General features: G+C 64.3%; 22 protein-coding genes. 18 read left to right on the forward strand and 4 right to left on the reverse strand.

Annotation, left to right across the window (positions count from 1 at the left end; all coding sequences use genetic code 11):
* The first annotated feature begins 1 nt into the window (after position 1).
* The 7 genes from lnt (at position 2) to Cte04_RS09845 (ending at position 6,671) form a co-directional block, all read left to right on the forward strand.
* Positions 2–1,675 carry an apolipoprotein N-acyltransferase gene (lnt, locus tag Cte04_RS09815; protein WP_066475934.1) on the forward strand — a complete coding sequence of 558 codons (1,674 nt, stop codon included), beginning with the start codon at positions 2–4 and terminating at the stop codon, positions 1,673–1,675.
* Positions 1,676–1,882: 207 nt separating this feature from the next.
* Entirely contained in the window at positions 1,883–2,407 is a 525-nt protein-coding gene (fabA, locus tag Cte04_RS09820) for a bifunctional 3-hydroxydecanoyl-ACP dehydratase/trans-2-decenoyl-ACP isomerase (RefSeq protein ID WP_066475936.1), read from the forward strand.
* A complete protein-coding gene (gene fabB / locus Cte04_RS09825) occupies positions 2,404–3,627 on the forward strand; it encodes a beta-ketoacyl-ACP synthase I (RefSeq protein WP_066475937.1) in 1,224 nt (407 codons plus the stop codon). Before fabA ends, fabB begins: the two co-directional genes overlap by 4 nt.
* 129 nt (positions 3,628–3,756) lie before the next feature.
* Positions 3,757–4,320, forward strand: a complete 564-nt coding sequence (locus Cte04_RS09830; protein WP_066475940.1) for a D-glycero-alpha-D-manno-heptose-1,7-bisphosphate 7-phosphatase — start codon at positions 3,757–3,759, stop codon at positions 4,318–4,320.
* 151 nt (positions 4,321–4,471) lie between these two features.
* On the forward strand, positions 4,472–5,209 hold the full coding sequence (locus Cte04_RS09835) for a lysophospholipid acyltransferase family protein (protein WP_066476224.1): 738 nt from the start codon (positions 4,472–4,474) through the stop codon (positions 5,207–5,209).
* A gap of 34 nt (positions 5,210–5,243) precedes the next feature.
* Positions 5,244–6,176, forward strand: a complete 933-nt coding sequence (locus tag Cte04_RS09840; RefSeq protein WP_245633337.1) for a M48 family metallopeptidase — start codon at positions 5,244–5,246, stop codon at positions 6,174–6,176.
* A gap of 69 nt (positions 6,177–6,245) precedes the next feature.
* On the forward strand, positions 6,246–6,671 hold the full coding sequence (locus Cte04_RS09845) for a rhodanese-like domain-containing protein (protein WP_066475942.1): 426 nt from the start codon (positions 6,246–6,248) through the stop codon (positions 6,669–6,671).
* A gap of 60 nt (positions 6,672–6,731) precedes the next feature.
* Here the strand turns inward: Cte04_RS09845 and lysM are convergent, their stop codons facing one another.
* Complete coding sequence (gene lysM, locus Cte04_RS09850) at positions 6,732–7,208, reverse strand: peptidoglycan-binding protein LysM (protein WP_066475946.1); 477 nt, start codon at positions 7,206–7,208, stop codon at positions 6,732–6,734.
* 176 nt (positions 7,209–7,384) lie between these two features.
* Here lysM and Cte04_RS09855 point away from each other — a divergent pair, with 176 nt between their 5' ends.
* The 5 genes from Cte04_RS09855 to rfbC are packed head-to-tail and all read left to right on the forward strand — an operon-like array spanning position 7,385 to position 11,660.
* Entirely contained in the window at positions 7,385–8,161 is a 777-nt protein-coding gene (locus Cte04_RS09855) for a type III pantothenate kinase (protein ID WP_066475948.1), read from the forward strand.
* Positions 8,162–8,214: 53 nt separating this feature from the next.
* Complete coding sequence (gene rfbB, locus Cte04_RS09860) at positions 8,215–9,297, forward strand: dTDP-glucose 4,6-dehydratase (RefSeq protein WP_066475950.1); 1,083 nt, start codon at positions 8,215–8,217, stop codon at positions 9,295–9,297.
* A complete protein-coding gene (gene rfbD / locus Cte04_RS09865; RefSeq protein WP_066475956.1) occupies positions 9,294–10,190 on the forward strand; it encodes a dTDP-4-dehydrorhamnose reductase in 897 nt (298 codons plus the stop codon). Before rfbB ends, rfbD begins: the two co-directional genes overlap by 4 nt.
* A 28-nt stretch (positions 10,191–10,218) precedes the next feature.
* Complete coding sequence (gene rfbA / locus Cte04_RS09870; protein WP_066475958.1) at positions 10,219–11,106, forward strand: glucose-1-phosphate thymidylyltransferase RfbA; 888 nt, start codon at positions 10,219–10,221, stop codon at positions 11,104–11,106.
* Entirely contained in the window at positions 11,103–11,660 is a 558-nt protein-coding gene (rfbC, locus tag Cte04_RS09875) for a dTDP-4-dehydrorhamnose 3,5-epimerase (protein WP_066475960.1), read from the forward strand. The genes rfbA and rfbC overlap by 4 nt, the downstream gene beginning before the upstream one ends.
* Before the next feature lie 22 nt (positions 11,661–11,682).
* On the opposite strand, the gene Cte04_RS09880 is transcribed toward rfbC, so the two are convergent.
* Complete coding sequence (locus Cte04_RS09880; RefSeq protein WP_066475962.1) at positions 11,683–12,549, reverse strand: LysR substrate-binding domain-containing protein; 867 nt, start codon at positions 12,547–12,549, stop codon at positions 11,683–11,685.
* A gap of 236 nt (positions 12,550–12,785) precedes the next feature.
* Between Cte04_RS09880 and Cte04_RS09885 the strand changes: the two genes are divergently transcribed.
* From Cte04_RS09885 to Cte04_RS09900, 4 genes are all read left to right on the forward strand, one after another.
* Positions 12,786–13,832, forward strand: a complete 1,047-nt coding sequence (locus Cte04_RS09885) for a putative 2-aminoethylphosphonate ABC transporter substrate-binding protein (protein ID WP_066475963.1) — start codon at positions 12,786–12,788, stop codon at positions 13,830–13,832.
* A 147-nt stretch (positions 13,833–13,979) separates the two neighbouring features.
* On the forward strand, positions 13,980–15,068 hold the full coding sequence (locus Cte04_RS09890) for an ABC transporter ATP-binding protein (RefSeq protein WP_066476229.1): 1,089 nt from the start codon (positions 13,980–13,982) through the stop codon (positions 15,066–15,068).
* Positions 15,065–16,849 carry a putative 2-aminoethylphosphonate ABC transporter permease subunit gene (locus Cte04_RS09895; protein WP_066475965.1) on the forward strand — a complete coding sequence of 595 codons (1,785 nt, stop codon included), beginning with the start codon at positions 15,065–15,067 and terminating at the stop codon, positions 16,847–16,849. The genes Cte04_RS09890 and Cte04_RS09895 overlap by 4 nt, the downstream gene beginning before the upstream one ends.
* Positions 16,850–16,917: 68 nt before the next feature.
* Positions 16,918–18,033 carry a TIGR03364 family FAD-dependent oxidoreductase gene (locus Cte04_RS09900; RefSeq protein ID WP_066475967.1) on the forward strand — a complete coding sequence of 372 codons (1,116 nt, stop codon included), beginning with the start codon at positions 16,918–16,920 and terminating at the stop codon, positions 18,031–18,033.
* Positions 18,034–18,039: 6 nt separating this feature from the next.
* On the opposite strand, the gene Cte04_RS09905 is transcribed toward Cte04_RS09900, so the two are convergent.
* Together Cte04_RS09905 and Cte04_RS09910 are read right to left on the reverse strand one after the other, a co-directional pair.
* Positions 18,040–19,134 (reverse strand): TFIIB-type zinc ribbon-containing protein, encoded by a 1,095-nt coding sequence (locus Cte04_RS09905; RefSeq protein WP_066475970.1) that lies wholly within the window; start codon positions 19,132–19,134, stop codon positions 18,040–18,042.
* Between the two features lie 148 nt (positions 19,135–19,282).
* Positions 19,283–20,392, reverse strand: coding sequence for an SPFH and helix-turn-helix domain-containing protein (locus tag Cte04_RS09910; protein ID WP_066475972.1), 1,110 nt, complete (start codon positions 20,390–20,392; stop codon positions 19,283–19,285).
* Positions 20,393–20,790: 398 nt separating this feature from the next.
* On the opposite strand from Cte04_RS09910, the gene glyQ reads away from it, so the two are divergent.
* The gene (gene glyQ, locus Cte04_RS09915) at positions 20,791–21,729 is read left to right on the forward strand and encodes a glycine--tRNA ligase subunit alpha (protein ID WP_066475974.1); all 939 of its coding nucleotides are present in this window, start codon (positions 20,791–20,793) and stop codon (positions 21,727–21,729) included.
* 77 nt (positions 21,730–21,806) lie between these two features.
* Positions 21,807–23,921 (forward strand): glycine--tRNA ligase subunit beta, encoded by a 2,115-nt coding sequence (glyS, locus tag Cte04_RS09920; protein WP_066475978.1) that lies wholly within the window; start codon positions 21,807–21,809, stop codon positions 23,919–23,921.
* Positions 23,922–24,229: the final 308 nt, after the last annotated feature.

A 24,229-nucleotide genomic window follows, 5' to 3' on the forward strand; every position in this document is an offset into this window, starting at 1 on the left:
CATGGCGCAAACGTCTGCCGAGGCTCAAGGGAGGAGCCCGCCCCTGCCGGCGCATGACCGTGGCCCTGGCGGTCACGTCTGGGCATGGCGTCTGGGCCTGCTGCTGGCCGGGGGGCTGCAGGCCCTGTCCTTGGCTTGGCCTTGGGCACGCGGCCACGGTGCCGGCTGGCTCAGCCTGGAAGGCGGTTATGGCCGGCCTTTGTGGTGGCTGCAGCCGCTGTCCCTGGCCGTGCTGGTTTATGCCCTGCTGGGCGCGCGTACGCCGCGCCAGGCGGCGGGCCGGGCCCAGCTATATGCCACGGCATGGCTGGCGGCCACGTTCTGGTGGCTGTTCATCTCCATGCATACCTATGGCGGACTGGCGGCGCCCCTTGCGGTGGCCGCCGTGCTCGCCCTGGCTGCCTTTCTGGGCAGTTATTACGCACTGGTTTCCTGGTGTTTCAGGCGGCTGGCGCCCGCTCCATCTGCGCAGGCAGCTATTGTTTTTGCTTCCTTGTGGACGCTGGCCGAGCTGGCGCGCGGCTGGCTGTGGACCGGTTTTCCCTGGGGGGCCGGCGGTTATGCCCATGTGGAAGGGCCGTTGGCCGTGCTGCCGCGCTGGATCGGCGTCTACGGCACGGGCTGGGTGGCCGCCTGGCTGGCCGCCTGGCTGGCCATGGGCGCGTGGCGTGCCAGGAATGGCGCCCGCCCGCTGCGCATGAAGGTCGTGCTGCTCTCCGCGTTGGTTTTGGCCGTGGTCTGGGGCGGCCTATGGCTCGGCCGTGAGCAGGCGACCGATGCGCCCAGTGCCCTGCCCGGCATGAGCGTGGAGCTGTTACAGGGCAATATTCCGCAGGACGAGAAGTTCGAAATGGGCTCGGGCATTCCGCTGGCCCTCAACTGGTATGCGCAGCAGCTGCACGCTTCCACGGCCCAGCTGGTCGTGGCGCCAGAGACCGCGATTCCGCTGCTGCCCCAGCAGCTGCCCCAGGGCTATCTGGATCTGGTGCGCGCGCCCTTTGTCAAGCCGCAAGGTGGCCAGGCGGCCCTGGTCGGCATTCCGCTGGGCAATTTCGAGCAGGGTTTCACCAATTCGGTCGAAGGCTGGAAGCCCGGCCAGATGCAGCCCTATCTGTACAGCAAGCACCACTTGGTGCCCTTCGGCGAATTCATTCCGCCGCTGTTTCGCTGGTTCACCGACCTGATGAACATACCGTTGGGAGACTTCAACCGCGGCAACCTGGGGCAGCCCTCCATGATATGGGCGGGCGAGCGCTTGTCGCCCAATATCTGCTACGAGGATTTGTTCGGCGAGGAGCTGGGTGCCCATTTCGGCAACGCGGCAGCCGCTCCGACCGTGTTGGTCAACTTCAGCAATATCGGCTGGTTCGGGGACTCGGTCGCCATCGACCAGCATCTGGCCATCAGCCGCATGCGCGCGCTGGAATTCGAGCGCCCCATGCTGCGCGCCACCAACACCGGGGCCACCGTGGTCATCGACCACCGGGCACGGGTGGTTCACGCACTGGCGCCGTTCGACAGGGCGGTGCTGCAGGGGCGGGTGCAGGGTCGTGAGGGCCTGACGCCCTATGCGCGCTGGGTGCATGCGCTGGGGCTGGCACCGTTGACGCTGCTGTGCCTGGCCGCGCTCCTTGTTGCCTGGCTGCGCCGAGACCGCGGCCAGGCGAAAGCGTAGTGCCTCGCCGGGATAAGCTTCCAGGCGGCAGACCGCAGCGGTATTTGTGGCAGAGTTTCGTGGTTTGCTGCGGGGTTTTGTGGCTGCGGAACAACGATCAGCCTCGATAATGCCCGGTTGTATTGCCCGTTGCCCGCATGCAGGGGCACGCATCGATTCGAATTCAGAGATACAGGCAGCGACTGCTGCCGTGGAGCAATTTAGATAATGGCCGATTCTTTTTCCTATGAACAACTGATCGCTTCGGGCGAGGGCAAGCTGTTCTCCGCAGACAGCGGACGTCTGCCCCTGCCTCCCATGCTGATGTTCGACCGCATCACGCATATCGACAGCGAAGGTGGCGCCCACGGCCTGGGCAAGATTGTTGCGGAGCTGGATGTCAATCCCGACCTGTGGTTCTTCAAGTGCCATTTCCAGGGCGATCCCGTGATGCCCGGCTGCCTGGGCCTGGATGCCATGTGGCAGCTGATCGGCTTTTACCTGACCTGGCTGCGCCTGCCCGGCCGTGGCCGCGCGCTGGGCGCGGGCGAGGTCAAGTTCACCGGCGAAGTGGGACCGGACGTCAAACTCGTGACATATGAGATTGATATCAAGCGTGTGATCAAGCGCAAGCTCAACATGGCCATCGGCGATGCGCGCCTGCTGGCCGACGGCAAGGAAATCTACGTGGCCAATGATCTGCGCGTGGGCCTGTTCCTCCGCGAAGGTGATGGCCAGGGAACGGCAGCATGACCAAAAAGCGGGTAGTGATCACCGGCGCAGGCATTGTTTCCTGCATCGGCAATGACTTGGCGACAGTGGAGGCCTCTCTGCGCGAGAGCCGTCCGGGCATCAAGGCAATGCCTCAGTTCACCGAACTGGGCCTGCGCAGCCAGGTGGCCGGCGTGCCCGAGATCGACATCGAGGCGCGCATCGACCGCAAGCAGCTGCGCTTCATGGGAGACGCTGCCGCCTATGCCCAGATCGCGCTCGAGGACGCGATCGCGCAGGCCGGCCTCACGCCCGAGCAGGTGAGCCATCCCCGCACCGGCCTGATCATGGGCTCGGGCGGCGGCTCGCCGGCCAACCAGATCGAAGCCGCCGATACGCTGCGTGAAAAAGGCATACGCCGCGTGGGCCCCTACCAGGTCACGCGCTGCATGAGCTCCACGGTGTCGGCCTGCCTGGCCACCAACTTCAAGGTCAAGGGCATCAACTACTCCATCACCTCGGCCTGCTCCACTTCGGCCCACTGCATCGGCGCCGCGGCCCAGCAGATTGCCTGGGGCATGCAGGACGTGATGTTTGCCGGTGGCGGCGAGGAACTGTCCTGGGGCATGTCGCTGCTGTTCGACGGCATGGGCGCCATGTCCAGCAAGTACAACGAGACGCCCGAAAAGGCCTCGCGCGCCTATGACGCCAACCGCGACGGCTTCGTGATCGCCGGCGGCGGCGGTGCCGTGGTGCTGGAAAGCCTGGAGCACGCGCTGGCGCGCGGCGCCCACATTCTCGCCGAAGTGGTGGGCTTCGGTGCCACCAGCGACGGCGAGGACATGGTGGCTCCCTCGGGCGACGGGGCGATTGCCTGCATGAAGCAGGCCATGGAAACCGTTGACGCGCCCATCGACTACATCAACACGCATGGCACGTCGACCCCGGTGGGCGACATGCAGGAAGTGCGTGCGATGAAGACGCTGTTCGGCGACCAGGTGCCGCCGTTCTCGTCGACCAAGTCGCTGACGGGTCATTCGCTGGGCGCCACGGGCGTGCAGGAAGCCATCTACTGCCTGATCATGCTCAACAAGGGCTTTATCGCCGGCTCCGCGAATGTGGAGACACCGGATCCGGCACTGGGCGACATGCCGCTGGTGACCCGCACGCGCGACGCCGAACTGAAGACCGTGCTGTCCAACAGCTTCGGCTTTGGCGGCACCAATGCATCGCTGGTGCTGCGTCGCTGGGACGGCCAGTAAGAAAAAGCGGGCTGCGCCGCAGATGTGGCGTCGCCGCTCGGCCCTGCATGGATAGGCAATGCACCAGATGCGCATCCGGTGGCCATGGCCTAACCTGCGTCCATCCACTGGTTTTCTCCCCGCATTGCCATGAAGCTAGCCATTCTCGATCGTGACGGTACCCTCAACCAATGGGGCGCGCAGGGCTTCATCGGCCATCCCGGCGACTGGGTGGCGGTACCCGGTGCGATGGAGGCCGTCTCGCGCCTGAACCGCGCGGGCTGGCATGTGGTGATTGCGACGAACCAGCCGGGACTGGGGCGCGGCCTGTTCGACGTGCTGGAGCTCAATGCCGTGCATGCCAAGATGCACCGCGAACTGGCGGCCGTGGGTGCCCGGGTGGAGGCGGTGTTCTATTGCCCCCATGCGCCCGATGAGGAATGCCGTTGCCGCAAGCCGGCTCCGGCGCTGTTCGAGCAGATCGCCGAGCGTTACGGTGCGGAAGGGCAGGAAATCTGGGCCATAGGCAGCGGCGTGGAGCATCTTCAGGCCGGCCGCAGTCTGGGAGCGCATCTGGTATTCATCGGCCCTCCGGCGGACGGTGGTGCGCAAGAGGCATTGCCCGAAGGCACTGCGCAGTATCCCGATCTGAATGCCGTGGTCAACGACCTGCTGCCGCTGGGCGGCGAAAGCCTGCCTGCCGGACAGCCATGACGGGGTTTACGCTCTTTTGCCTATAAAGTGGCGTCAAACCCTTGCAGAATCAGCGTTTGCTGCTATTTTCCCGTTAGCGTTTGTACCGTTTCCGTTTTGAATTGAACAGGCATATGCCCGGCATATGCCTTTGCTGGACCCGATTGCCACCATGTTCCTGCTCCGTTCCGTGATCCACATGCTCTGGATGAGCATCACCGTGATTCCATACACCATGGTGCTGCTGGCCGCCCGTTGGCTGGGCGGATCGTCCGCCAAGGCCTACCGTGTGGCCAGGGCCTGGCTTGCGCTGTCGGTCAACAGCGCGCGCTCCATCATGGGCATCCAGTACCGTGTGCAGGGCATGGAAAACCTGCCCACGGATGCAGGCCAGGGCGTGGTGCTGCTGGTCAAGCACCAGTCCACCTACGAGACCTTTCTGATGCCGGCCATCATGCCGCGCCCGCTGGCCTATGTGTTCAAGAAGGAATTGCTCAAGGTACCCTTCTTCGGCTGGTCCATCGGCGCGCTGGACATGGTGCATATCGACCGTGCCCAGGGTTCGCGCGCCTTCCACAAGGTGGTCGAGCAGGGCAAGCGCCTGCTGGAGCAGGGCATCTGGGTCATCATGTTCCCCGAAGGAACGCGTGTGGAGCGCGGCCAGCGCGGTGACTACAAGACCGGAGCCACGCGCCTGGCGATCATGGCCGGAGTGCCCGTCGTCCCCATTGCCGTGACCTCGGCCAAGTGCTGGCCGCGCAAGGCCTTCATCAAGAGGCCCGGCATTGTGGATGTCTCCATCGGCAAGCCCATTTCTTCCCAGGGCCGCAAGCATGACGAACTCATGAGCGAGGTGGAGAGCTGGATCGAGTCCGAAATGCAGAGGCTGGATCCCGAGGCATATCGCTGATCAGGCAGAAGCTGCACATCCGATGCCGGACCGCATGCAATCATCCTGGCAGTGGCTGGTGCCGCCGGCGGTTGGGGATGGCGCCGGCGGCCTGATTCCGCGCAAGCAGCTGCTGCTTTTTGCATCGGCACCGTATTCTGGTGAGACTTCGCTTGCTCAGCAGGAGCAGGATTCCGTGCGGCCGCCGGAACCGGAAGTTTCCCCTGTATGGCCTTCCCATCCCGACGCCAATCAGATGGCCAGGCTGGATGGCGTGCCGGTGACCTATCTGCTGCAGCGTTCGCGGCGCCGCAGCATCGGGTTTGCAGTGCGTGCCGAGGGGCTGGTCGTCACGGCGCCGCAGTGGGTGGGCATGCGCGAAATCGAACAGGCGCTGCAGTCCAAGGCGGGATGGCTGACGCGCAAGCTCGGCGAAGCCGGACAGCGACAGCTGTCCAGACAGGCCGCGCGCATTGACTGGGCACATGGAGGCCGTCTCGATTTTCTGGGGCAGGCCATGACGCTGGAGCTGTCCGGAAATGAGGAAGGGATGCTCGGGGCCCGCCATGCCCGCCGCGAGCAGTCTGCCGACGGAAGCCAGAGCCTATGTCTGCCCTTGGGCAAGCAGGCGCCTGCCGTCCAGGTGCGGGCAGCCGTGCAGGCCTGGATGCTGCGTGAGGCGAGGAATCATTTCACAGCCCGATTGCAGCACCATGCACCCCTCATGGGCGTGCAATGGCGGGCCTTGCGCCTGACCAGTGCCCGCACGCGCTGGGGCAGCGCCAATACCGATGGTGTCATCCGCCTGAACTGGCGTCTCATGCATCACGGCACTGACGTGATCGACTATGTGGTGGTGCACGAACTGGCCCATCTGCGCCACATGGACCACAGTCCGCGCTTCTGGGCCGTGGTGGCGGACGTGCTGCCGCATTGGAAGCAGTTGCGTCAGGTGCTCAAGGACAAGCCTCTGCCTGCATGGGAGTAGAGTGCGGTCCATGTTTAAGGCACTTGTGCATCCAGGATGCGCAGGCCCTCATGCAGCAGGAGATGAACTATGACGGATCAGAAAGCGCTATGGGAAGTACGGCCGGCCCAGGGATATGCCGGCGATGTGTTTCCGGAGTTGGCCTGGCAATGGGTCCAGGCTGGAGAAGCCGTGCTGGTGGACGTGCGTACCGATGCCGAGCGCGAATGGGTGGGGCGGGTGCCGGGAGCCGTGGCCGCAGCCTGGAAGCAGTGGCCCGGCATGGCGTTGAATCCCGACTTCGACGCCCAGGTGCGCGCGGCGGCCGAGGGTGGCCGCAAGCTCGTGCTGCTGTGCCGCAGCGGCGTGCGTTCGGTGGCGGCGGCCCAGCGCGCCGCCAGCATGGGCATCGAGGCTTTCAACATCCTGGAGGGTTTCGAAGGCGACGTGGATGCCAACGGCCAGAGAGGCCGCCTCGGGGGCTGGCGCAAGCGCGGCCTGCCCTGGACGCAGTAGCGCTGGCACCCTTGAAAAAAGCCAGACCGCTTTGTCTGGCTTGTCTCAGCAGAGCACCGCTTACAGCGCCGGAATGCGCAGCTTCTGCCCCGGATAAATCTTGTCGGGGCTGGTCAGCATGGGCTTGTTGGCCTCGAAGATGGCAGGATACTTGTTGGCATCGCCATAGTATTTCTTGGCAATCGCCGACAGCGTGTCGCCGCGCACCACATCGTGGTACTGAGCCTCGGGTTCAGGATTGGTGACCGTCATCTGGTTGTCGACGGACTGTACATTGGCCACATTGCCGCAGCACAGGGTCACTTTTTCCTTGGCAGCCTGCGTGGGTGCGGTACCTTGCACGGTGACCTTGCCCTGCGAGCCATCGAACTGCACCTTCAGATCCGAAACACCCAGGTTCTGGGTATTGATGTAGGTGGCAATGGCCTGGGCGGCCTTGGCATTGAGATCGTCCTGCGATGCAGGAGTGGCGGCATGTGCATCGCTGCCGCCAAACAGCTTTTCACCGGCTTCCTTGATGAAACTGAACAGACCCATGGATTGATCTCCTTAAGGTGGTGGAAAGACGAGGGGAGAGTCCAATGTACCGACAAACAGGCATCCAGTCCTGCAGGACGGCTGCCTCTGGGGAATGTTTAACAATTTCCGGGCTCGGTGTCATGAATGTGAAAGCGCTGTGATGGGGCAGCGCAAAAATCTCGATAATCCGCCGCATGACATTTTTGGCCATAGACATTGGCAACACCCGTTTGAAGTGGGCCATATACGACGATCACCGTCCCGGTGCGGCGCTGCTGGCCCATGGTGCGGAATTCCTGGAGCATATCGAGCGCCTGGCGGAGGGTGCCTGGGCGGGTTTGCCGGCTCCGGATCGCATGCTGGGCTGTGTTGTTGCCGGCGATGCGGCCAAGCGGCGTGTGCACGATCAGATCGAGATGATGCTGGGCTGGGATGTCCAGCCGCAGTGGGTGGTGCCTTCGATCGCCGAGGCAGGTGTCATCAATGGCTACGACCATCCGTCCCGTCTGGGCGCCGATCGCTGGGTTGCCATGATCGGCGCGCGCCACCATATGCTGGCGCAGGGAGCGCAGCGTCCTCTGATCGTGGTGATGGTGGGAACGGCCGTCACGGTGGATGCGCTGGATGCAGATGGCAACTTTCTCGGCGGCCTCATCCTTCCCGGCCATGGCATCATGCTGCGTGCCCTGGAGGGCGGTACGGCCGGCTTGCATGTGCCTACGGGCGAAGTGAAGCGCTTTCCCAAGAACACCAGCGATGCGTTGACCAGTGGGGGGACCTATGCGATCGCGGGAGCCGTCGAGCGCATGTACCAGCATCTGGCTGATCATTGCCGGGCCGAGCCCATGTGCATCATGGCCGGTGGTGCCGGCTGGAAAATGTCTCCCAGCATGACCCGTCCCTTCCAGCTTTTGAATAACCTGATTTTTGATGGTCTGCTGGTGATGGCTGCAAAGCGCTGGGGAGAATAGCCCAGCCGTCAGCCAGGTCCGAGACATCGGCCATCCTAGTCAGTGGGAGGAATATGATTTTTGTCACCGGCGGCGCTGGCTTTATCGGCGCCAATTTCGTGCTGGACTGGATCGAGCAGACGGGTGAGCCGGTCGTCAATATCGACAAGCTCACCTATGCTGGCAATCTGCAGAACCTCTCCAGCCTGCAGGGCGATGCGCGCCACCGCTTTGTGCAGGCCGACATCGGCGACAGTGCCGTCCTTGCCGCCCTGCTGGCCGAGTACCGGCCGCGTGCCGTGGTGAACTTCGCCGCAGAAAGCCATGTGGACCGCTCTATCCATGGCCCCGAGGATTTCATCCAGACCAATGTGGTCGGAACCTTCAGGCTTTTGGAGGCTGTACGGCAATACTGGCAAGCGTTGAATGCTCCTGAAAAGGAAGTATTTCGCTTTCTGCACGTTTCCACCGACGAGGTCTACGGCACGCTGGCACCCAGCGATCCGGCCTTTACCGAAGAGCACAACTACGAGCCCAACAGCCCGTATTCGGCCAGCAAGGCGGCCAGCGACCACTTGGTGCGCGCCTGGCACCATACCTACGGCCTGCCGGTGCTGACCACCAATTGCAGCAACAACTATGGTCCGCTGCATTTTCCCGAAAAGCTCATTCCGCTGATGATCGTCAACGCCCTGGCCGGCAAGCCGCTGCCCGTCTACGGCGACGGCATGCAGGTGCGCGACTGGCTGTATGTGCGCGACCATTGCAGCGCCATCCGCCGTGTGCTGGAGGCCGGCAAACTCGGCGATACCTACAACGTGGGCGGCTGGAACGAAAAAGCCAATATCGACATCGTCCGGACCGTATGCGGGCTGCTCGACGAAATGCGGCCGCGCGAGGACGGCAAGTCCTATGCCGAGCAGATCACCTATGTGACCGATCGCCCCGGCCATGACCGTCGCTATGCCATCGATGCGCGCAAGCTCGAGCGCGAACTGGGCTGGAAGCCGGCCGAAACCTTCGAGACCGGCATCCGCAAGACCGTGCAGTGGTATCTCGACAATCCGCAATGGGTGGCCAATGTGCAGTCGGGTGCCTACCGCGAATGGGTGCAGAAGCAATATGCCCCGCAGAGCGGGCAGGCAGCGGCGGCATGAAGATCCTGCTGCTGGGCAAAGGCGGCCAGGTCGGCTGGGAACTGCAGCGCAGCCTGGCGCCGCTTGGCGAAGTGGTGGCGCTGGGCCGCGCGAGAGAAGGCAGCGGGCTGTGCGGCGACTTCACTAGGCCTGAAGGCGTGGTGGATGCCGTGCGCTCCGTGCGCCCCGATGTCATCATCAATGCCGTGGCCCACACGGCTGTGGACAAGGCCGAGAGCGAGCCCGAGCTGGCGCGGCAGATCAATGCTGCCGTGCCCGGCCTGCTGGCCCAGGAGGCTGCGCGCCTGAACGCGCTCTTCGTCCACTACAGCACCGACTACGTATTCGACGGCAGCGGCACCGTGCCCTGGCAGGAAGGCGATGCCACGGGACCGCTTTCTGTCTATGGCCGCACCAAGCTCGAAGGCGAGCAGCGCATCCGCCAGGCCGGCGGCGCGCACCTGATCCTGCGCACCAGCTGGGTCTATGCGGCGCGCGGCGGCAACTTTGCCAAGACCATGCTGCGCCTGGCCCAGGAGCGCGACAGCCTGTCCGTCATCGACGACCAGTGGGGCGCGCCCACCGGTGCCGATCTGCTGGCCGACGTGACGGCCCATGCCATCCGGCATCTGCGCCTGCATCCCGAAGACGGCGGTCTGTACCACTGCGTGGCTGGCGGCGAAACCACCTGGAACGCCTACGCCGCCTATGTGATCGAGCAGGCCCGCCAGATACAGCCGGCCTTGGCCATCAAGGCCGCGCAAATCCGGGCCGTCCCCACCAGCGCCTTCCCCACGCCGGCCCGCCGCCCGCACAACTCGCGCCTGGATACGCGCAAGCTGCAGGCCACCTTCGGCCTGAGCCTGCCACACTGGCAGCAGGGCGTGGTCCGCATGCTGCATGAAATCCTCTAATCCGAACGATCCGAATTCCTGACTTCTCATGACCCAAGCACGCAAAGGCATCATCCTGGCTGGCGGCTCCGGCACGCGCCTGCATCCGGCCACGCTGGCCATCAGCAAGCAGTTGCTGCCCATCTACGACAAGCCCATGGTCTATTACCCGCTCAGCACCTTGATGCTGGCGGGCATCCGCGACATCCTCGTCATCAGCACGCCCCAGGACACGCCGCGCTTCGAGCAATTGCTGGGCGACGGCAGCCAGTGGGGCCTGAATCTGCAATATGCCGTGCAGCCCAGCCCGGACGGGCTGGCCCAGGCTTTTCTGATCGGCGAGCAGTTCCTCGAGGGCGCTCCCAGTGCCCTGGTGCTGGGCGACAACATCTTCTACGGCCACGATTTTCAACTGTTGGTGCGCGAGGCCAGCGCCCAGCAGGCGGGAGCTACCGTGTTTGCCTACCATGTGCAGGATCCAGAGCGCTATGGCGTGGCCGAATTCGATGCCCAGGGCAAGGTGTTGTCGCTGGAGGAAAAGCCCGCCCAGCCCAAATCCAACTATGCCGTCACGGGCCTGTACTTCTACGACAGTCAGGTCGTCAATCTGGCCAAGTCGCTCCAGCCCTCGCCACGTGGTGAACTGGAGATCACGGACCTCAACCGGCTGTATCTGGAGCAGGAACAGCTGAACGTACAGCTCATGGGCCGCGGCTATGCCTGGCTGGATACGGGAACCCATGACAGTCTGCTGGAGGCTAGCCAGTTCATTGCCACGCTGGAGCAGCGGCAGGGGCTCAAAGTATCCTGCCCCGAAGAGATTGCATATCGTAACCAATGGATAGAGGCCGATCAGTTGGAAAGGCTGGCCCAGCCTCTGCTCAAGAACGGCTATGGCAAGTATTTGATGCAGTGCCTGAAAGGCGGTGTGCGATGAAAGTGACCCCCACGGCCATTGCGGATGTGCTTGTCATCGAGCCCAGGGTGTTCGGCGATGCCCGCGGCTTTTTCATGGAAAGCTTCAATCAGCAGGCGTTCAATGAAGTAACCGGCACCTGCCTGGACTTTGTCCAGGACAACCACAGCCGTTCAAGCCGCGGTGTTTTGCGCGGCCTGCATTATCAACTGGACCCGCATGCACAGGGCAAGCTGGTGAGGGTGACCAGCGGCGCTGTCTTCGATGTAGCCGTGGATATCCGCCAAGGATCAGGCACTTTCGGCAAATGGGTGGGGGTCGAGCTGACGGCGGAAAACCACAAGCAGCTCTGGATCCCCCCGGGGTTTGCCCATGGCTTTGTGGTGCTCAGCGAAACGGCCGATTTCCTCTACAAGACGACGGCCTATTACGCCCCCCAGTCGGACCGGGGCATTCTGTGGAACGATCCGCAGATCGGCATCCGGTGGCCCGATCTGGGCATGGAATTCGTGCTCTCGGACAAAGACACCAGGCAGCCTTTGCTCAAGGATGCCGAGGTTTTCGCTGCGCGCTGACAAGGCGCAGGCCTGCTTCACTTCAGGCCTGCCGTTGCTGCGACAGCGCCAGAAAGCCCTCAATGAGCCCGGCTGCGCGGCGCTCGCGCAGGCAATAGAGATACTCGGGCAGCCTCGGCACGGCTCCCTCTAGGGGGAGAATGACCAGTTCCGGATGGGCGGAGGCCTCATGCCGGGCAAACACGCTGATACCCATATTGCGTATCACGGCCTCGCGTATGGCTTCGCGGCTGGCGATCTCGAAAATGCGCTGCGGCACCACTCCGGCGGTGGCCAGCATCTGTTCGGTGAGCTGGCGCGTCATCGAGCCGCGCTCGCGCAGGATCAGGGTCTCGTGGGCAAGGGACTCGACCGGGACCGAAGGCCGGGATGCCAGCTTGTGGAGGCGATGGACCACCAGGGCCAGAGGGTCCTGTCCCAGTTCGATTCTGCTCAGGCGCGGGTCGGCGTCCAGGTGAGAGGATGTGGCGAGATCCACCTGGTATTCGAAGAGAGCCTGGATCATCTGCCTCGAATTGCCGTTCACGATGCTGATATCCACCCGGGGAAACCGCTGCTGATAGCGATGGATGATGTCCAGCACATAGAACGGCGCAGTGGCGCCGATGCGCAGGCAGCCCTGTCCTATGTCGCCGGACTGGCGCAGCGAAGCCTCCACCTGAGCCGTCTGCAGCAGCAATTGCTCGATCTGCGGCAGCAGGCGCAGGCCCGCGTCCGTAATGGCAAGGCGTCCGCTTTGGCGCGCAAACAGCTCCACTTCATAAAGTTCTTCCAGCGCCTTGATCTGCGCCGTGACCGTGGGCTGGCTCAGTCCCAGCTGCCTTGCCGCCTGGGTGATGCTGCCCAGGCGCGCGGTCCAGAAAAATGATTTGAGCTGTGTGACAAACATGGGCGTCGTGACGGTGTTGCTGCATGGGTGGGACAACCGTACGCCGATTGTGATTCGCCGCAGCAGGCCGAATGGCATTTGGGTGCGGCAAAGCACCCAAATTTTCCAATGCCGCCCTTCGGAAATTTCAGTTCCGTGACACGGCAGTTTCACACCGGTTTCCTACAGTTCCAGCAACCCATGAAGGCTTGGCCTTTGTGGCTGATTCACTTTTGCCGTTGATTGGACTGTCTGCCATGCGCCACGCTGTTGTTTCCTGGTCTCGCCGCTTCACCCTGGCCGCTGCAGCGGCTTGCACCCTGCTGGGCCTGGCCTCTGCGGCCCATGCCGCCAAGACCGAGCTGCTGGTCTATTCGGCCCTGGAGGCCGACCAGATCAAGGCTTACAAGACTGCCTTCGAAAAAGCCCATCCCGAGATCGAGCTCAAGTTCGTGCGCGACAGCACCGGCATCATCACGGCCCGCCTGCTGGCCGAAAAGGCCAATCCGCAGGCCGACGTGATCTGGGGCGTGGCGGCCACCTCGCTGATGCTGCTGGACAAGCAGGGCATGCTCCAGCCCTATGCACCCAGGAATCTGGCCAAGGTCCGCGCCAATATGCGCGATCCGCAGGCCACCCCCACCTGGGTGGGCATGGACCTGTGGTCCTCGGCCGTATGCTTCAACACCGTGGAGGCTGGCAAGCGCAAGCTGAGCACGCCAGCCAGCTGGGCCGATCTGACCCGGCCCGAATACAAGGGAAGCATCACCATGCCCCATCCGGCCTCCAGCGGCACAGGCTATCTGATGGTGGCTGCCTGGCTGCAGATCATGGGCGAGGAAAAAGGCTGGGCCTATATGGACGCGCTGCACCAGAACATCGGCGTCTACACCCACAGCGGCTCCAAGCCCTGCCGCCAGGCCGGCGCGGGCGAGTTTCCCGTAGGCCTGAGCTTCGAATACCGCGCCAGCAAGACCAAGAAGGACGGTGCGCCCATAGACATCATCTTTCCCAGGGAAGGCCTGGGCTGGGACGTGGAAGCCACGGCCATCATGAAGTCCAGCAAGAAGCAGGAGGCTGCCAAGGTGCTGGCCGACTGGTCCGTGACGCCCGAGGCCAACAGGCTCTACGCGGCCAACTTCGCCGTGCTGGCCCTGCCGGAGGCCCAGGAAAAGCTGGAGTTCATCCCCGCCAACCTTGAGTCCCTGCTGGCCAGGAACGATTTCAACTGGGCTGCCGCCAACCGCGAGCGCATCCTGGCCGAGTGGAGCCGACGCTACGAAGCGAAGGCTGAAAAAAAGTAAGCACCCCCTGAGGCGCTGCGCGCCTTCCCCTCTCTCTATGCGCTTCGCGCTATGGGAGGGGGACGACAGCTTCGCTGCGGGGCGGCCCTTGCTCGCTGTCTCTGGCTTGGAGCGCGCCACCTATTTCTTGCCCGTTGAAAGATGCACATGCTGCGCATAGACCAAATCGCCAAGCAGTACAAGGAAACACCCGTGCTGCGCGGCATTGCCCTGTCGGTGGAGGCGGGCGAGTTCGTGAGCCTGCTGGGGCCGTCCGGCTGCGGCAAGACCACGCTGCTGCGCATTCTGTGCGGCATCGAGCAGGCGGACGAAGGCCGCATCCTGTTCCTGGGGGATGACATCACCCGCTGGCCGGCCGCGCGACGCGGCTTTGGCGTGGTGTTCCAGAGCTATGCACTGTTTCCCAATCTGACGGCCGCGCAGAATGTGGCCTTCGGCCTCAAGGGCTTGCCTGCGGCCTGGGTTCGGGAGCGGGTGCAGGAAATGCTGGCCCTTGTGGGCCTCTCGGCCCAGGCTCAGCGCTATCCGGCCCAGCTCTCGGGTGGCCAGCAGCAGCGCATTGCGCTGGCGCGCGCACTGGCGCCGCAGCCACGCCTTTTGCTGCTCGACGAGCCGCTGTCGGCCCTGGATGCCCAGGTGCGTACCGAGTTGCGCAGCGAAATCCGCCGGCTGCAGCGCCAGTTGGGCATTGCCTCCATCATGGTCACGCATGACCAGGAGGAGGCCCTGTCCATGGCCGACCGCGTGGTGCTCATGCACCAGGGGCGCATCGAGCAGCAGGGCTCGCCCGAACAGCTCTATGCCCAGCCGGCCAGCCGCTTTGCAGCCGGCTTTGTGGGCCGCATGAACCTTCTGCCCGCCGTGGCCGGCAGCGGCGACGTGGTGCACGTAGGCGAAACGAGGGTGGACTGCCGCACCCGGGGCTTTGCGCCCGGGGACGCCCTGCTGGTGGGCGTACGCCCCGAGAGCGTGGTACTGCACCCGGCCCAGCCCGCGGCGCTGCCCAATCTTTTCCGGGCGCGCGTGGTCGAGACCTCCTTCCTCGGCCCCATGGCCCTGGTGCGCGTCTTCTGCCCTGCGCTGCAGTGCCAGATCGATGCGCAATGGCCGTTGCGCCACGATGCCAGGCTGCCGGACTGGCTGCAGGGCGAGGTGCTGCTGGAGCTGCCAGCGGCAGCCTTGCAGCCGCTGGCAGCTCCGGAGCTTTCCCAGGCCAACTTGCGGAGGGCTGCATGAATTCCTTGCCCATGACCTCCATCAACGCCGCAGTGGGCAGCCTGCCGGCGACCGCTGTGCCGGAGCGCGAAAAGCCGGCTCGCACCAGCCAGCCATCAGGGCCGGCCAGGCCGCGCCATCGCGCTCTCCATTGGGAGCATGTCTGGCTGGGCGTGCTGCTGCTGGGCATGCTGGGCGTGCTGCTGGCGGCCATTGCCTTGCCGGTGGGTGCGTTGCTCGGCCACAGCTTTCTGTCGGCGGACGGCAGCTTTTCGGGGGGGGCCCAATATCTGGCCTATGTGCGGATGCCCGGCGTGGGTCGGTCCCTGTTCAACAGCCTGTGGCTGTCGGCTGTCAGCAGCACGCTGTGCGTGGCCCTGGCATATGTCTATGCCTACGGCATCACGCGCAGCTGCATGCCGCTGGCGCGCCTGTTCCGCGCCGTGGCCCTGGTGCCGCTGCTGGCGCCGTCGCTGCTCATGGCCATCAGCCTGATCTACCTGTTCGGCGCCCAGGGCCTGCTCAAGAGCTGGCTGCTGGGCGGCACGGCCTACGGCCCGTTCGGCATCATCGCGGGCTCGGTGCTGTGGACGTTTCCGCATGCGCTGATGATTCTGTGCACCACGCTGGCTTCGGGCGATGCGCGCCTGTACGAGGCCGCGGCCACGCTGGGCGCGGGCCGCTGGCGCAGCTTCTGCCAGGTCACGCTGCCGGCCAGCCGCTACGGGCTGATGATCGCCTGGACCGTGGTCTTCGTGCTGGTGGCCACGGACTTCGGCGTGCCCAAGGTCATCGGCGGCAACACGCAGATGCTGGCCACCGACATCTACAAGCAGGTCATAGGCCAGCAGAACCTGTCCATGGGCGCCGTGGTGGCCATGCTGCTGCTGGTGCCTGCGGGCCTGGCCTTTGCGGCCGAGCGCCATCTGCGCGCACGCCAGGCGGCCTCCATGGCCGTGCGCGCGGTGCCGCTTGCGCCCCAGCCCCATGCGCCGCTGGACCGCGCGCTGCTGGCCTATTGCAGCCTGGTCGCGCTGGCCATGCTGGCCGTGATGGGCACGGCCGTGCTGGCCTCGCTGGTCAGCTTCTGGCCCTACAACCTCGGCCTGAGCCTGAAGAACTACCGGTTCGACATGATGGACGGCGGCGGCTGGGCCAGCTACGGCAATTCGCTGCGCATGGCCACGGCCACCGCCGTGCTGGGTGCGCTGCTGAGCTTTGTCTCGGCCTATCTGGTGGCCAAGCCCTCGCGCTGGCGGCACACGCGCCAGTGGCTGCATGCCGTGGCCACGCTGCCCATGGCGGTGCCGGGCCTGGCTCTGGGCCTGGGCTACATCCTGTTCTTCAATGCCGGCGGCAATCCGCTGAACTTCCTGTACGGCAGCCTGTCCATCCTGGTGCTGTGCTCGGTGGCGCACTTCTTCTCGGTGGCCCACATCACGCAGCTGACGGCGCTGCAGCAGCTGGACGCCGAGTACGAGCGCGTGGCCGATTCCATGGGCGTGCCGTTCTGGTCGCTGCTGTGGCGCGTGCATCTGCCGGTGTGCCTGCCGGCAGTGATGCAGGTGGCCGGCTATTTCTTCGTCAACGCCATGACCACGGTCTCGGCCGTGGTGTTCCTGTACTCGCCCGAGACCACGCTGGCCTCGGTGGCCGTGCTGGCCATGGACGATGCGGGCGACATCGCTCCTGCCGCCGCCATGGCCACGCTGATCTTCGCCACGGCCGCTGCCGGCCGGCTGCTGATCGCCTGGCTCGACGCCTGGATGCAAAAGCGCACCCAGCACTGGCGCCAGCACTGACTCTGCATCGGACCGGGGACGCCCACACGGCCCCGGCTCCGCCTTCCTCTTTTCCCATTTCCAACGACATGAAGAACTACGACCTGATCGTGGTGGGGGCCGGTATTGTCGGCCTGGCCCACGCCTATACCGCGGCCCGCAATGGCAGATCCGTGCTGGTGATCGAGCGCGATGCCGCCTGCCTGGGCGCCTCCATCCGCAATTTCGGCTTTGTCACCGTGACCGGCCAGCGCCCCGGGGACCACTGGCGCCGCGCCATGCGCTCGCGCGAGGTCTGGGCGCAGATCGCACCCCAGGCCGGCATCGAGGTCGTGCACCACGGCCTGTGGCTGACGGCACGACGCCCGGCCGCTGCAGCCGTGGCCCAGGCCTTCATGCGCACCGAGATGGGCGAGGGCTGCGAGCTGCTGACCCCCGCCCAGGCCGCGCGGCGCCACCCGGCATTGCGCACGGAGGGCCTGCAATCCGTGCTCTACAGCCCGCATGAGCTGCGCGTGGAATCGCGCACGGCCATACCGCTGCTGGCGTGCTGGCTGCAGCAGGCGCTGGGCGTGGATTTCGCCTTCAGCGAAGCCGTGCTCGAAGTGGCCACGCCGCGCGTGGTCACCTCGCGCGCCACCTACCATGGCGAGCGCGTGGCGGTCTGCAACAACGCCGACCCGGGCGGCCTGTTCGCGGGCGAATGGAAAAACGACGGCGTGCGCCTGTGCCAGCTGCAGATGCTGCGTGTGCGCCCGCAGGCGGGCTTTGCGCTGCAGGGCTCGGTCATGGGCGACCTGAGCATGGTGCGCTATGAAGGCTACAGCGAACTGCCCGAAGCGGCGGCGCTGCGTGCCGAACTGGAGCAGGACGAGGCCGCGAGCCTGGCCCACGGCATTCACCTGATCGCCGTGCAAAGCGCCGACGGCTCGCTGGTGGTGGGCGATTCCCACCATTACGGCGCGGCCCCGCAGCCATTTGCCAGCGACGAGGTCGACCAGTTGATGCTGCGCCACATGAACGAGGCGCTGCATGTGCAGGACGCCCGCGTGGTCGAGCGCTGGGTGGGCATCTATCCCTCATCGCCCGAGGTGCCCTGCATGGTCAAGGCCCCGGACGACGCCACGCGCGTGGTGGCCGTCACCGGCGGCTCGGGCGCCAGCACGGCCTTCGGCCTGGCCGAGGAAGTGTGGAAGGCCTGGTAGGGCTTACTACTGCTGTACGAACAGCGGTGCCAGCACCACGATGAGCAGGATCACGGCCAGCACGGCGAAGGCGATCTTCACCCAGCTGTAGGGCCGCTCGCCCGCGATCTGGCCTGTGTAGCCGTTGGCCACGATCTGGTAGGTCTTGCGGCCGTAGGTATAGCCCACCAGCCAGACCGGCACCAGGATGTGCTTGAAGGTGCGGCCCGTGTACTGGCGCTGCACCTGCAGATTGCGCATGGTGTCGCCCGGCACCTCGCGCGCGCACAGGCTGCGCAGCTGGCCGTCCATGTCCTCTTCGTTGAGCTGGGCGGCCCGGGACAGGTCCACCTGGTAGCGCTCCACCGTCCAGCCGCGCACGAACTCCGGCGTATAGGGTTTGAGGTCGGTGGTGGTGGGAAAGGGTTCCACCTGGCGCAGCAGCTGCGGCTGCACGCCCACGGTGCCGGGCACCAGTTCGTCGTCGAAGAAATGCTGCAGGCTGCCCGAGGCCGGCTCCCAGCGCACATGCTGCACCTGCCGCGTCTGGGTGTTGCCGTTGCTGTCGCGGTAGGTTTCCGTGGTGTAGTAGTAATAGCCTGCATCAGCCTGCCATTGGGCCGAAGCGTGGGCATCGAAGGTCCAGTAGGGCAGGTAGACGCCGTGCAGCGTATCCGTCAGCGCGGCGCTCTTGAGCCGGTTGGGGGCGAACCAGCGGCTGCCGTACCACTGGCGGATGCGGTCGCGGATCTGCCCGTCGCTGATCTTGAACGGCAGAATGCTTTGCGGCGTGATGGCGTCGCTGCGCTCCTCGTGCGCGACAATGGCCGGCGAGCCGCAGAACTCGCAGCGCTGGGCCACCTTGCGGTCCAGGAAAACCGAGATGGCCCGGCAGTTCTGGCACTGCACTTCATAGCGCTCCTCGGCTCCCCAGCCGCGGCCGGTGGCAGGGTTGCGCAAGGCTTCGGCCAGATCCTGCTCCACCACCTCGCGGCCCAGCTCCTCGCGGGTCTCCTCGCTCCAGGGAACAACGGTGCCGCAATACGGGCATTTGAGGGCTTGGGCCTTGGCATTCCACTCGAGGTTGGCGCCGCATTCAGGACAGGGGTGCTTGCGCACCATGGCGGGCGCGGCGACCGCATCCCAGGTGGAGCCGGCGGAAGAGTTCGAGGAAGAGGAAGGGGCGGGCGCGCTCACGGTATCGTCCAGTACAACGAGGCGCGGCGCCAGACCGGGGCCTGGCGCCGCAGAGGCTCAAGCTAGGGGAGGGTCAGCCGCGTAAAAACTCATCCAGCGCGCTCTGGGCAATGCGCCACTGGCTGCCGATCTGGCGCGCCTTGAGGTTGCCGGCCTGGATTTCGGCCAGCACATCGGCCTCGCTCACGCCCAGCACCTGGGCGGCCTGGGCGGGCGTCAATACCTGTATCGCAGCCGCCGCCGGTGCAGCCTGGGTTTGCGCTGCCTGTGCCGCCGCAGGCGAGAAGGGGTCTGCGGCGGCTCCAGTTGCAGGAGTGCCTGCAGAACCGCCCTGCATGCTCTTCATCATTTCCTGGGCGATGCCGAAGCCCATGGCCATGGTGGCCGGCATGGCGGCCGCGGCCGCGCCTTCGCCGCCATTGGCCATGGCCTGGCCCATCTGGTACTTGACGTAGTCGTTGAGGTTGCCGATGGCGCCCATGCTCGAGCGCTTGTCGATGGCCTGCTCCACCTCGGGTGGCACGGAGACATTTTCCAGGACGAAGCTGGTGATCTCCAGGCCGTACTTGTCGGTCATGGCCGGGTTGATCAGCTGCAGCAGCGCGTCGCCGAGCTCGCCATAGCGCTGGGCCACGTCCAGGGCCGGCACCTGGGCCTTGGCCAGGGCTTCGGAGAACACGCTGACGATGCGCGAGCGCATGGTGTCGGCGAATTCGTCGAGGCGGAAGTTCTGGTCCGTGCCGGCCACTTCCTTGAGGAACTTGGCCGGCTCCACGATGCGGAAGTCGTAGGTGCCGAAAGAGCGCAGGCGCACCACGCCGAAATCCTTGTCGCGCATCATGATGGGGTTGGACGTGCCCCATTTGTTGCCAGTGAACAGGCGCGTGTTGATGAAGTAGATGTCGCACTTGAACGGCGAGTTGAAGCCGTACTTCCAGCCCTGGATGGTGGACAGGATGGGAATGTTCTGCGTGGTCAGCGAATGCTTGCCGGGGCCGAACAGATCGGCGAACTGGCCGGTGGAGACGAACTGCGCCTGCTGCGACTCGCGCACGATGAGCTGGGCGCCGTTCTTGATTTCCTTGTCGTCATCGGGCCAGCGGTAGGACAGCGTGTCGCGCGAATCATCGGTCCATTCGATGATTTCGATCAGTTGCTTGGTGATGATGTTCATCAGGTTCATGACGGGCTCCGGATGTAGATGTCCACGCAAGGTGAATGGGGCATTCTAGGGTGCAACCATGGCGACACTTTATTGCCGTGAGCCGGCAGCGGCGCGCAATTGTAAAAAAGTGAGCTACAGGCGCTTGGCAGCTATGGGATCCGGGTATCAACAGCCCCGAAAGCCAGTGCAGCCATGCGAAAGCAGCTTCCGTTTTCATTGCAAAACGCTGAAATCCCCGCCCCAAGCGGCTTCAAGGAAAAAAACCGGGCTGTGGGGCTGCACAGACGCTGTGCGTCGGCCCAGGGGCCTCAGACTTAGAATTGCCGTTTACGCGGCTTTGCGCCGCCGATATTCCAGATATTCAAATACCGAACAACGCGACAGGCCGGTGCCTGGGCCGCGAACGTACTTTAGTCATGCTGACCTTCCAACAAATCATTCTGAAACTGCAGTCCTACTGGGCCGATCAGGGCTGCGCGCTGCTCCAGCCCTACGATATGGAAGTGGGCGCCGGTACCTCGCACACCGCCACCTTTTTGCGCGCCATCGGCCCCGAGCCCTGGAAGGCCGCCTACGTGCAGCCCAGCCGCCGCCCCAAGGACGGCCGCTACGGCGAGAACCCCAACCGCCTGCAGCACTACTACCAGTTCCAGGTGGTCCTCAAGCCAGCGCCCGACAACATCCTGGAGCTGTACCTGGGCTCGCTCGAGGCCCTGGGCTTCGACCTCAAGAAGAACGACATCCGCTTCGTGGAAGACGACTGGGAGAACCCCACGCTGGGCGCCTGGGGCCTGGGCTGGGAAGTCTGGCTCAACGGCATGGAAGTGACCCAGTTCACCTACTTCCAGCAGGTCGCCGGCATCGACTGCAAGCCCGCCACCGGCGAGATCACCTACGGCCTGGAGCGCCTGGCCATGTATCTGCAGGGCGTGGACAACGTCTACAACCTGACCTGGACCGACGGCCTCTCCTACGGCGACGTCTACCACCAGAACGAGGTGGAGCAGTCCACCTACAACTTCGAGCACTCCAACGCCGACTTCCTGTTCAGCGCCTTCGGCGCCCACGAGGAAACGGCCAACAAGCTCATCGCCGCCGAGCTGGCGCTGCCTGCCTACGAGCAAGTGCTCAAGGCCGCCCACACCTTCAACCTGCTGGATGCACGCGGCGCCATCTCGGTGACCGAGCGCGCCGCCTACATCGCCCGCATCCGCAACCTGGCCCGCGCCGTGGGCAAGAGCTACCTGGACAGCCGCGCGCGCCTGGGCTTCCCCATGGCCTCCAGGGCACATGCCGACGAAGTGCTGGCCGAACTGGCCAAGGCTGCCGAGCAGCAGGGCAAGAAGGCCGCCTGAAATCCGCCAAACAACCGATCTACAGTCATTTCAGCTGCTGGCCCCGTCACTCAAGCGCTGGCAGCTATCAAAATATCATGAACGCATCGAATCTCCTGGTTGAACTGTTTGTCGAAGAGCTGCCGCCCAAGGCGCTGCAAAAGCTGGGCGACGCCTTTGCCAGCGTGCTGTTTGATCAGCTCAAGGCCCAGGGCCTGCTGGCTTCCAGCGAAGCGCGCCTGACGGCCTATGCCTCGCCGCGCCGCCTGGCCGCCCACATCACCGAAGTGCTGCCGCAGGGTCAGGACAAGGCCGTTTCGCAAAAACTCATGCCCGTTTCCGTGGGCCTGGACGCCGAAGGCAAGCCCACGCCCGCGCTGCTCAAGAAGCTGGCCGCCATCGGCGCCGACGAATCGGCCGTGGCCCAGCTCAAGCGCCAGGGCGAGGGCAAGGCCGAAGCCCTGTTCTATGAATCCACCGTCAAGGGCGTGCAACTGACCGACGGCGTGCAGAAGGCGCTGGACGAAGCCATTGCCAGGCTGCCCATTCCCAAGGTCATGCGCTACCAGCTGGCCGACGGCTGGACCAGCGTCAACTTCGTGCGCCCCGCACACGGCCTCGTGGTGCTGCACGGCACCCAGGTACTGATCGGCGTCAAGGCCCTGGGCCTGACGGCCGGCCCCGCCACGCACGGCCACCGTTTCGAAGCCGCCGTCGACCCCGTGGTCATCCGCGATGCCGACAGCTATGCCGAGCAGCTGCGCGAAGAGGGCGCCGTGATCGCCAGCTTCACCGAGCGCCGTGCCGAGATCGCGCGCCAGTTGCAGGCCGCAGCCGAACGCGTGGGTGGTGGCGTTCGTGCCATCGAGGACGAAGCGCTGCTGGACGAGGTGACGGCCCTGGTCGAGCGCCCCAACGTGCTGGTCTGCGAATTCGAGAAGGAGTTCCTGGACGTGCCGCAGGAATGCCTGATCCTGACCATGAAGGCCAACCAGAAGTACTTCCCGCTGCTGGACGCCAACGGCAAGCTCACCAACCGGTTTCTGGTGGTCAGCAACATCCAGCCGCAGGACGCCTCGGCCGTGATCGGCGGTAACGAGCGCGTGGTGCGCCCGCGCCTGGCCGACGCCAAGTTCTTCTTCGACCAGGACCGCAAGAAGACCCTGGCCAGCCGCGTGGAGCTGCTGGACAAGGTGGTCTACCACAACAAGCTCGGCACCCAGGGCGAGCGCGTGCAGCGTGTGCGAGCCATTGCCAAGACGATTGCCCAACAGCTGGGCAATCCGGAGCTGGGCCGCCTGGCCGACCAGGCCGCCATGCTGGCCAAGACCGACCTCGTGACCGACATGGTGGGCGAGTTCCCCGAGCTGCAAGGCATCATGGGCCGCTACTACGCCCTGAACGACCAGCTCGCCACGGCCGTGGCCGACGCCATCGAAGACCACTACAAGCCCCGCTTTGCCGGCGACGAACTGCCGCGCGGCGACGTGGGCGTGATCGTGGCCCTGGCCGACAAGCTGGAAACCCTGGTCGGCATGTTCGGCATCGGCAACCTGCCCACCGGCGATCGCGACCCCTTCGCGCTGCGCCGCCATGCGCTGGGCGTGATCCGCATGCTGGTTGAAAAGGATTTGCCGCTGGACCTGGAAACCCTGCTGGTCAGCACGCTGCCGGCCTTCGGCGACAAGATCCAGGACGCCACGCCGCAGCTGGTCGAATTCATCTACGACCGACTGGCCAACATGTTCCGCGAACAAGGCTACAGCGCCCAGGAAGTGGAGGCTGTGCTGGCCCTGCAGCCCCAGCGCCTGTCCGACGTGCAAAAACGCCTGGAAGCCGTGCGCGCCTTCGCCGCGCTACCCGAGGCGCCGGCCCTGGCCGCGGCCAACAAGCGCGTGGGCAATATCCTCAAGAAGGCCGAAGCCGCCGTGAGCGCGCAGGTCAACCCAGCGCTGCTGGCCGAGCAGGCCGAAAAAGACCTCTATACCGCCTTGCAGGCCGTGGCGCCCAAGGCGCAGCAACAATTTGCAGCAGGTGATTACACCGCCAGCCTGCAAACCCTGGCCGCATTGCGCGTTCCTGTCGATACCTTTTTCGAACAGGTGATGGTAAATGCTGAAGAGCCTGCACTGAAGGCCAATCGTTTGAACTTGCTCGCGACTCTATATTCTTCTATGAATAATGTCGCTAATCTGGCTATATTGGTTGGGTGAGTATTTAATTAAATCGGCGTTATTGCTGATGAATATTGATTTTAATGAATTTCACTGTCGCTATTATTAGGTTATGTATACTTCTCTTTGATCGTGTAATTTATAAAATAAATTCAATTATTATTATTTTAAGATGATAATATGTGCCATAGTCAGGCTAATTTTAAAAAAGCTATGCATCTTTTGAGTATAAGCCAGCGCATAAATTAAGTCAAGGGATGTCATTAGCTATTTTTGTACATGAGGTATCTTTCTATGATAATTTATGAATTAATGTAATGGATTTGCGTTTATCTAAAAGATAAATT

Source organism: Comamonas terrae (assembly GCF_001544075.1).
GTDB lineage: Bacteria > Pseudomonadota > Gammaproteobacteria > Burkholderiales > Burkholderiaceae_C > Comamonas > Comamonas terrae.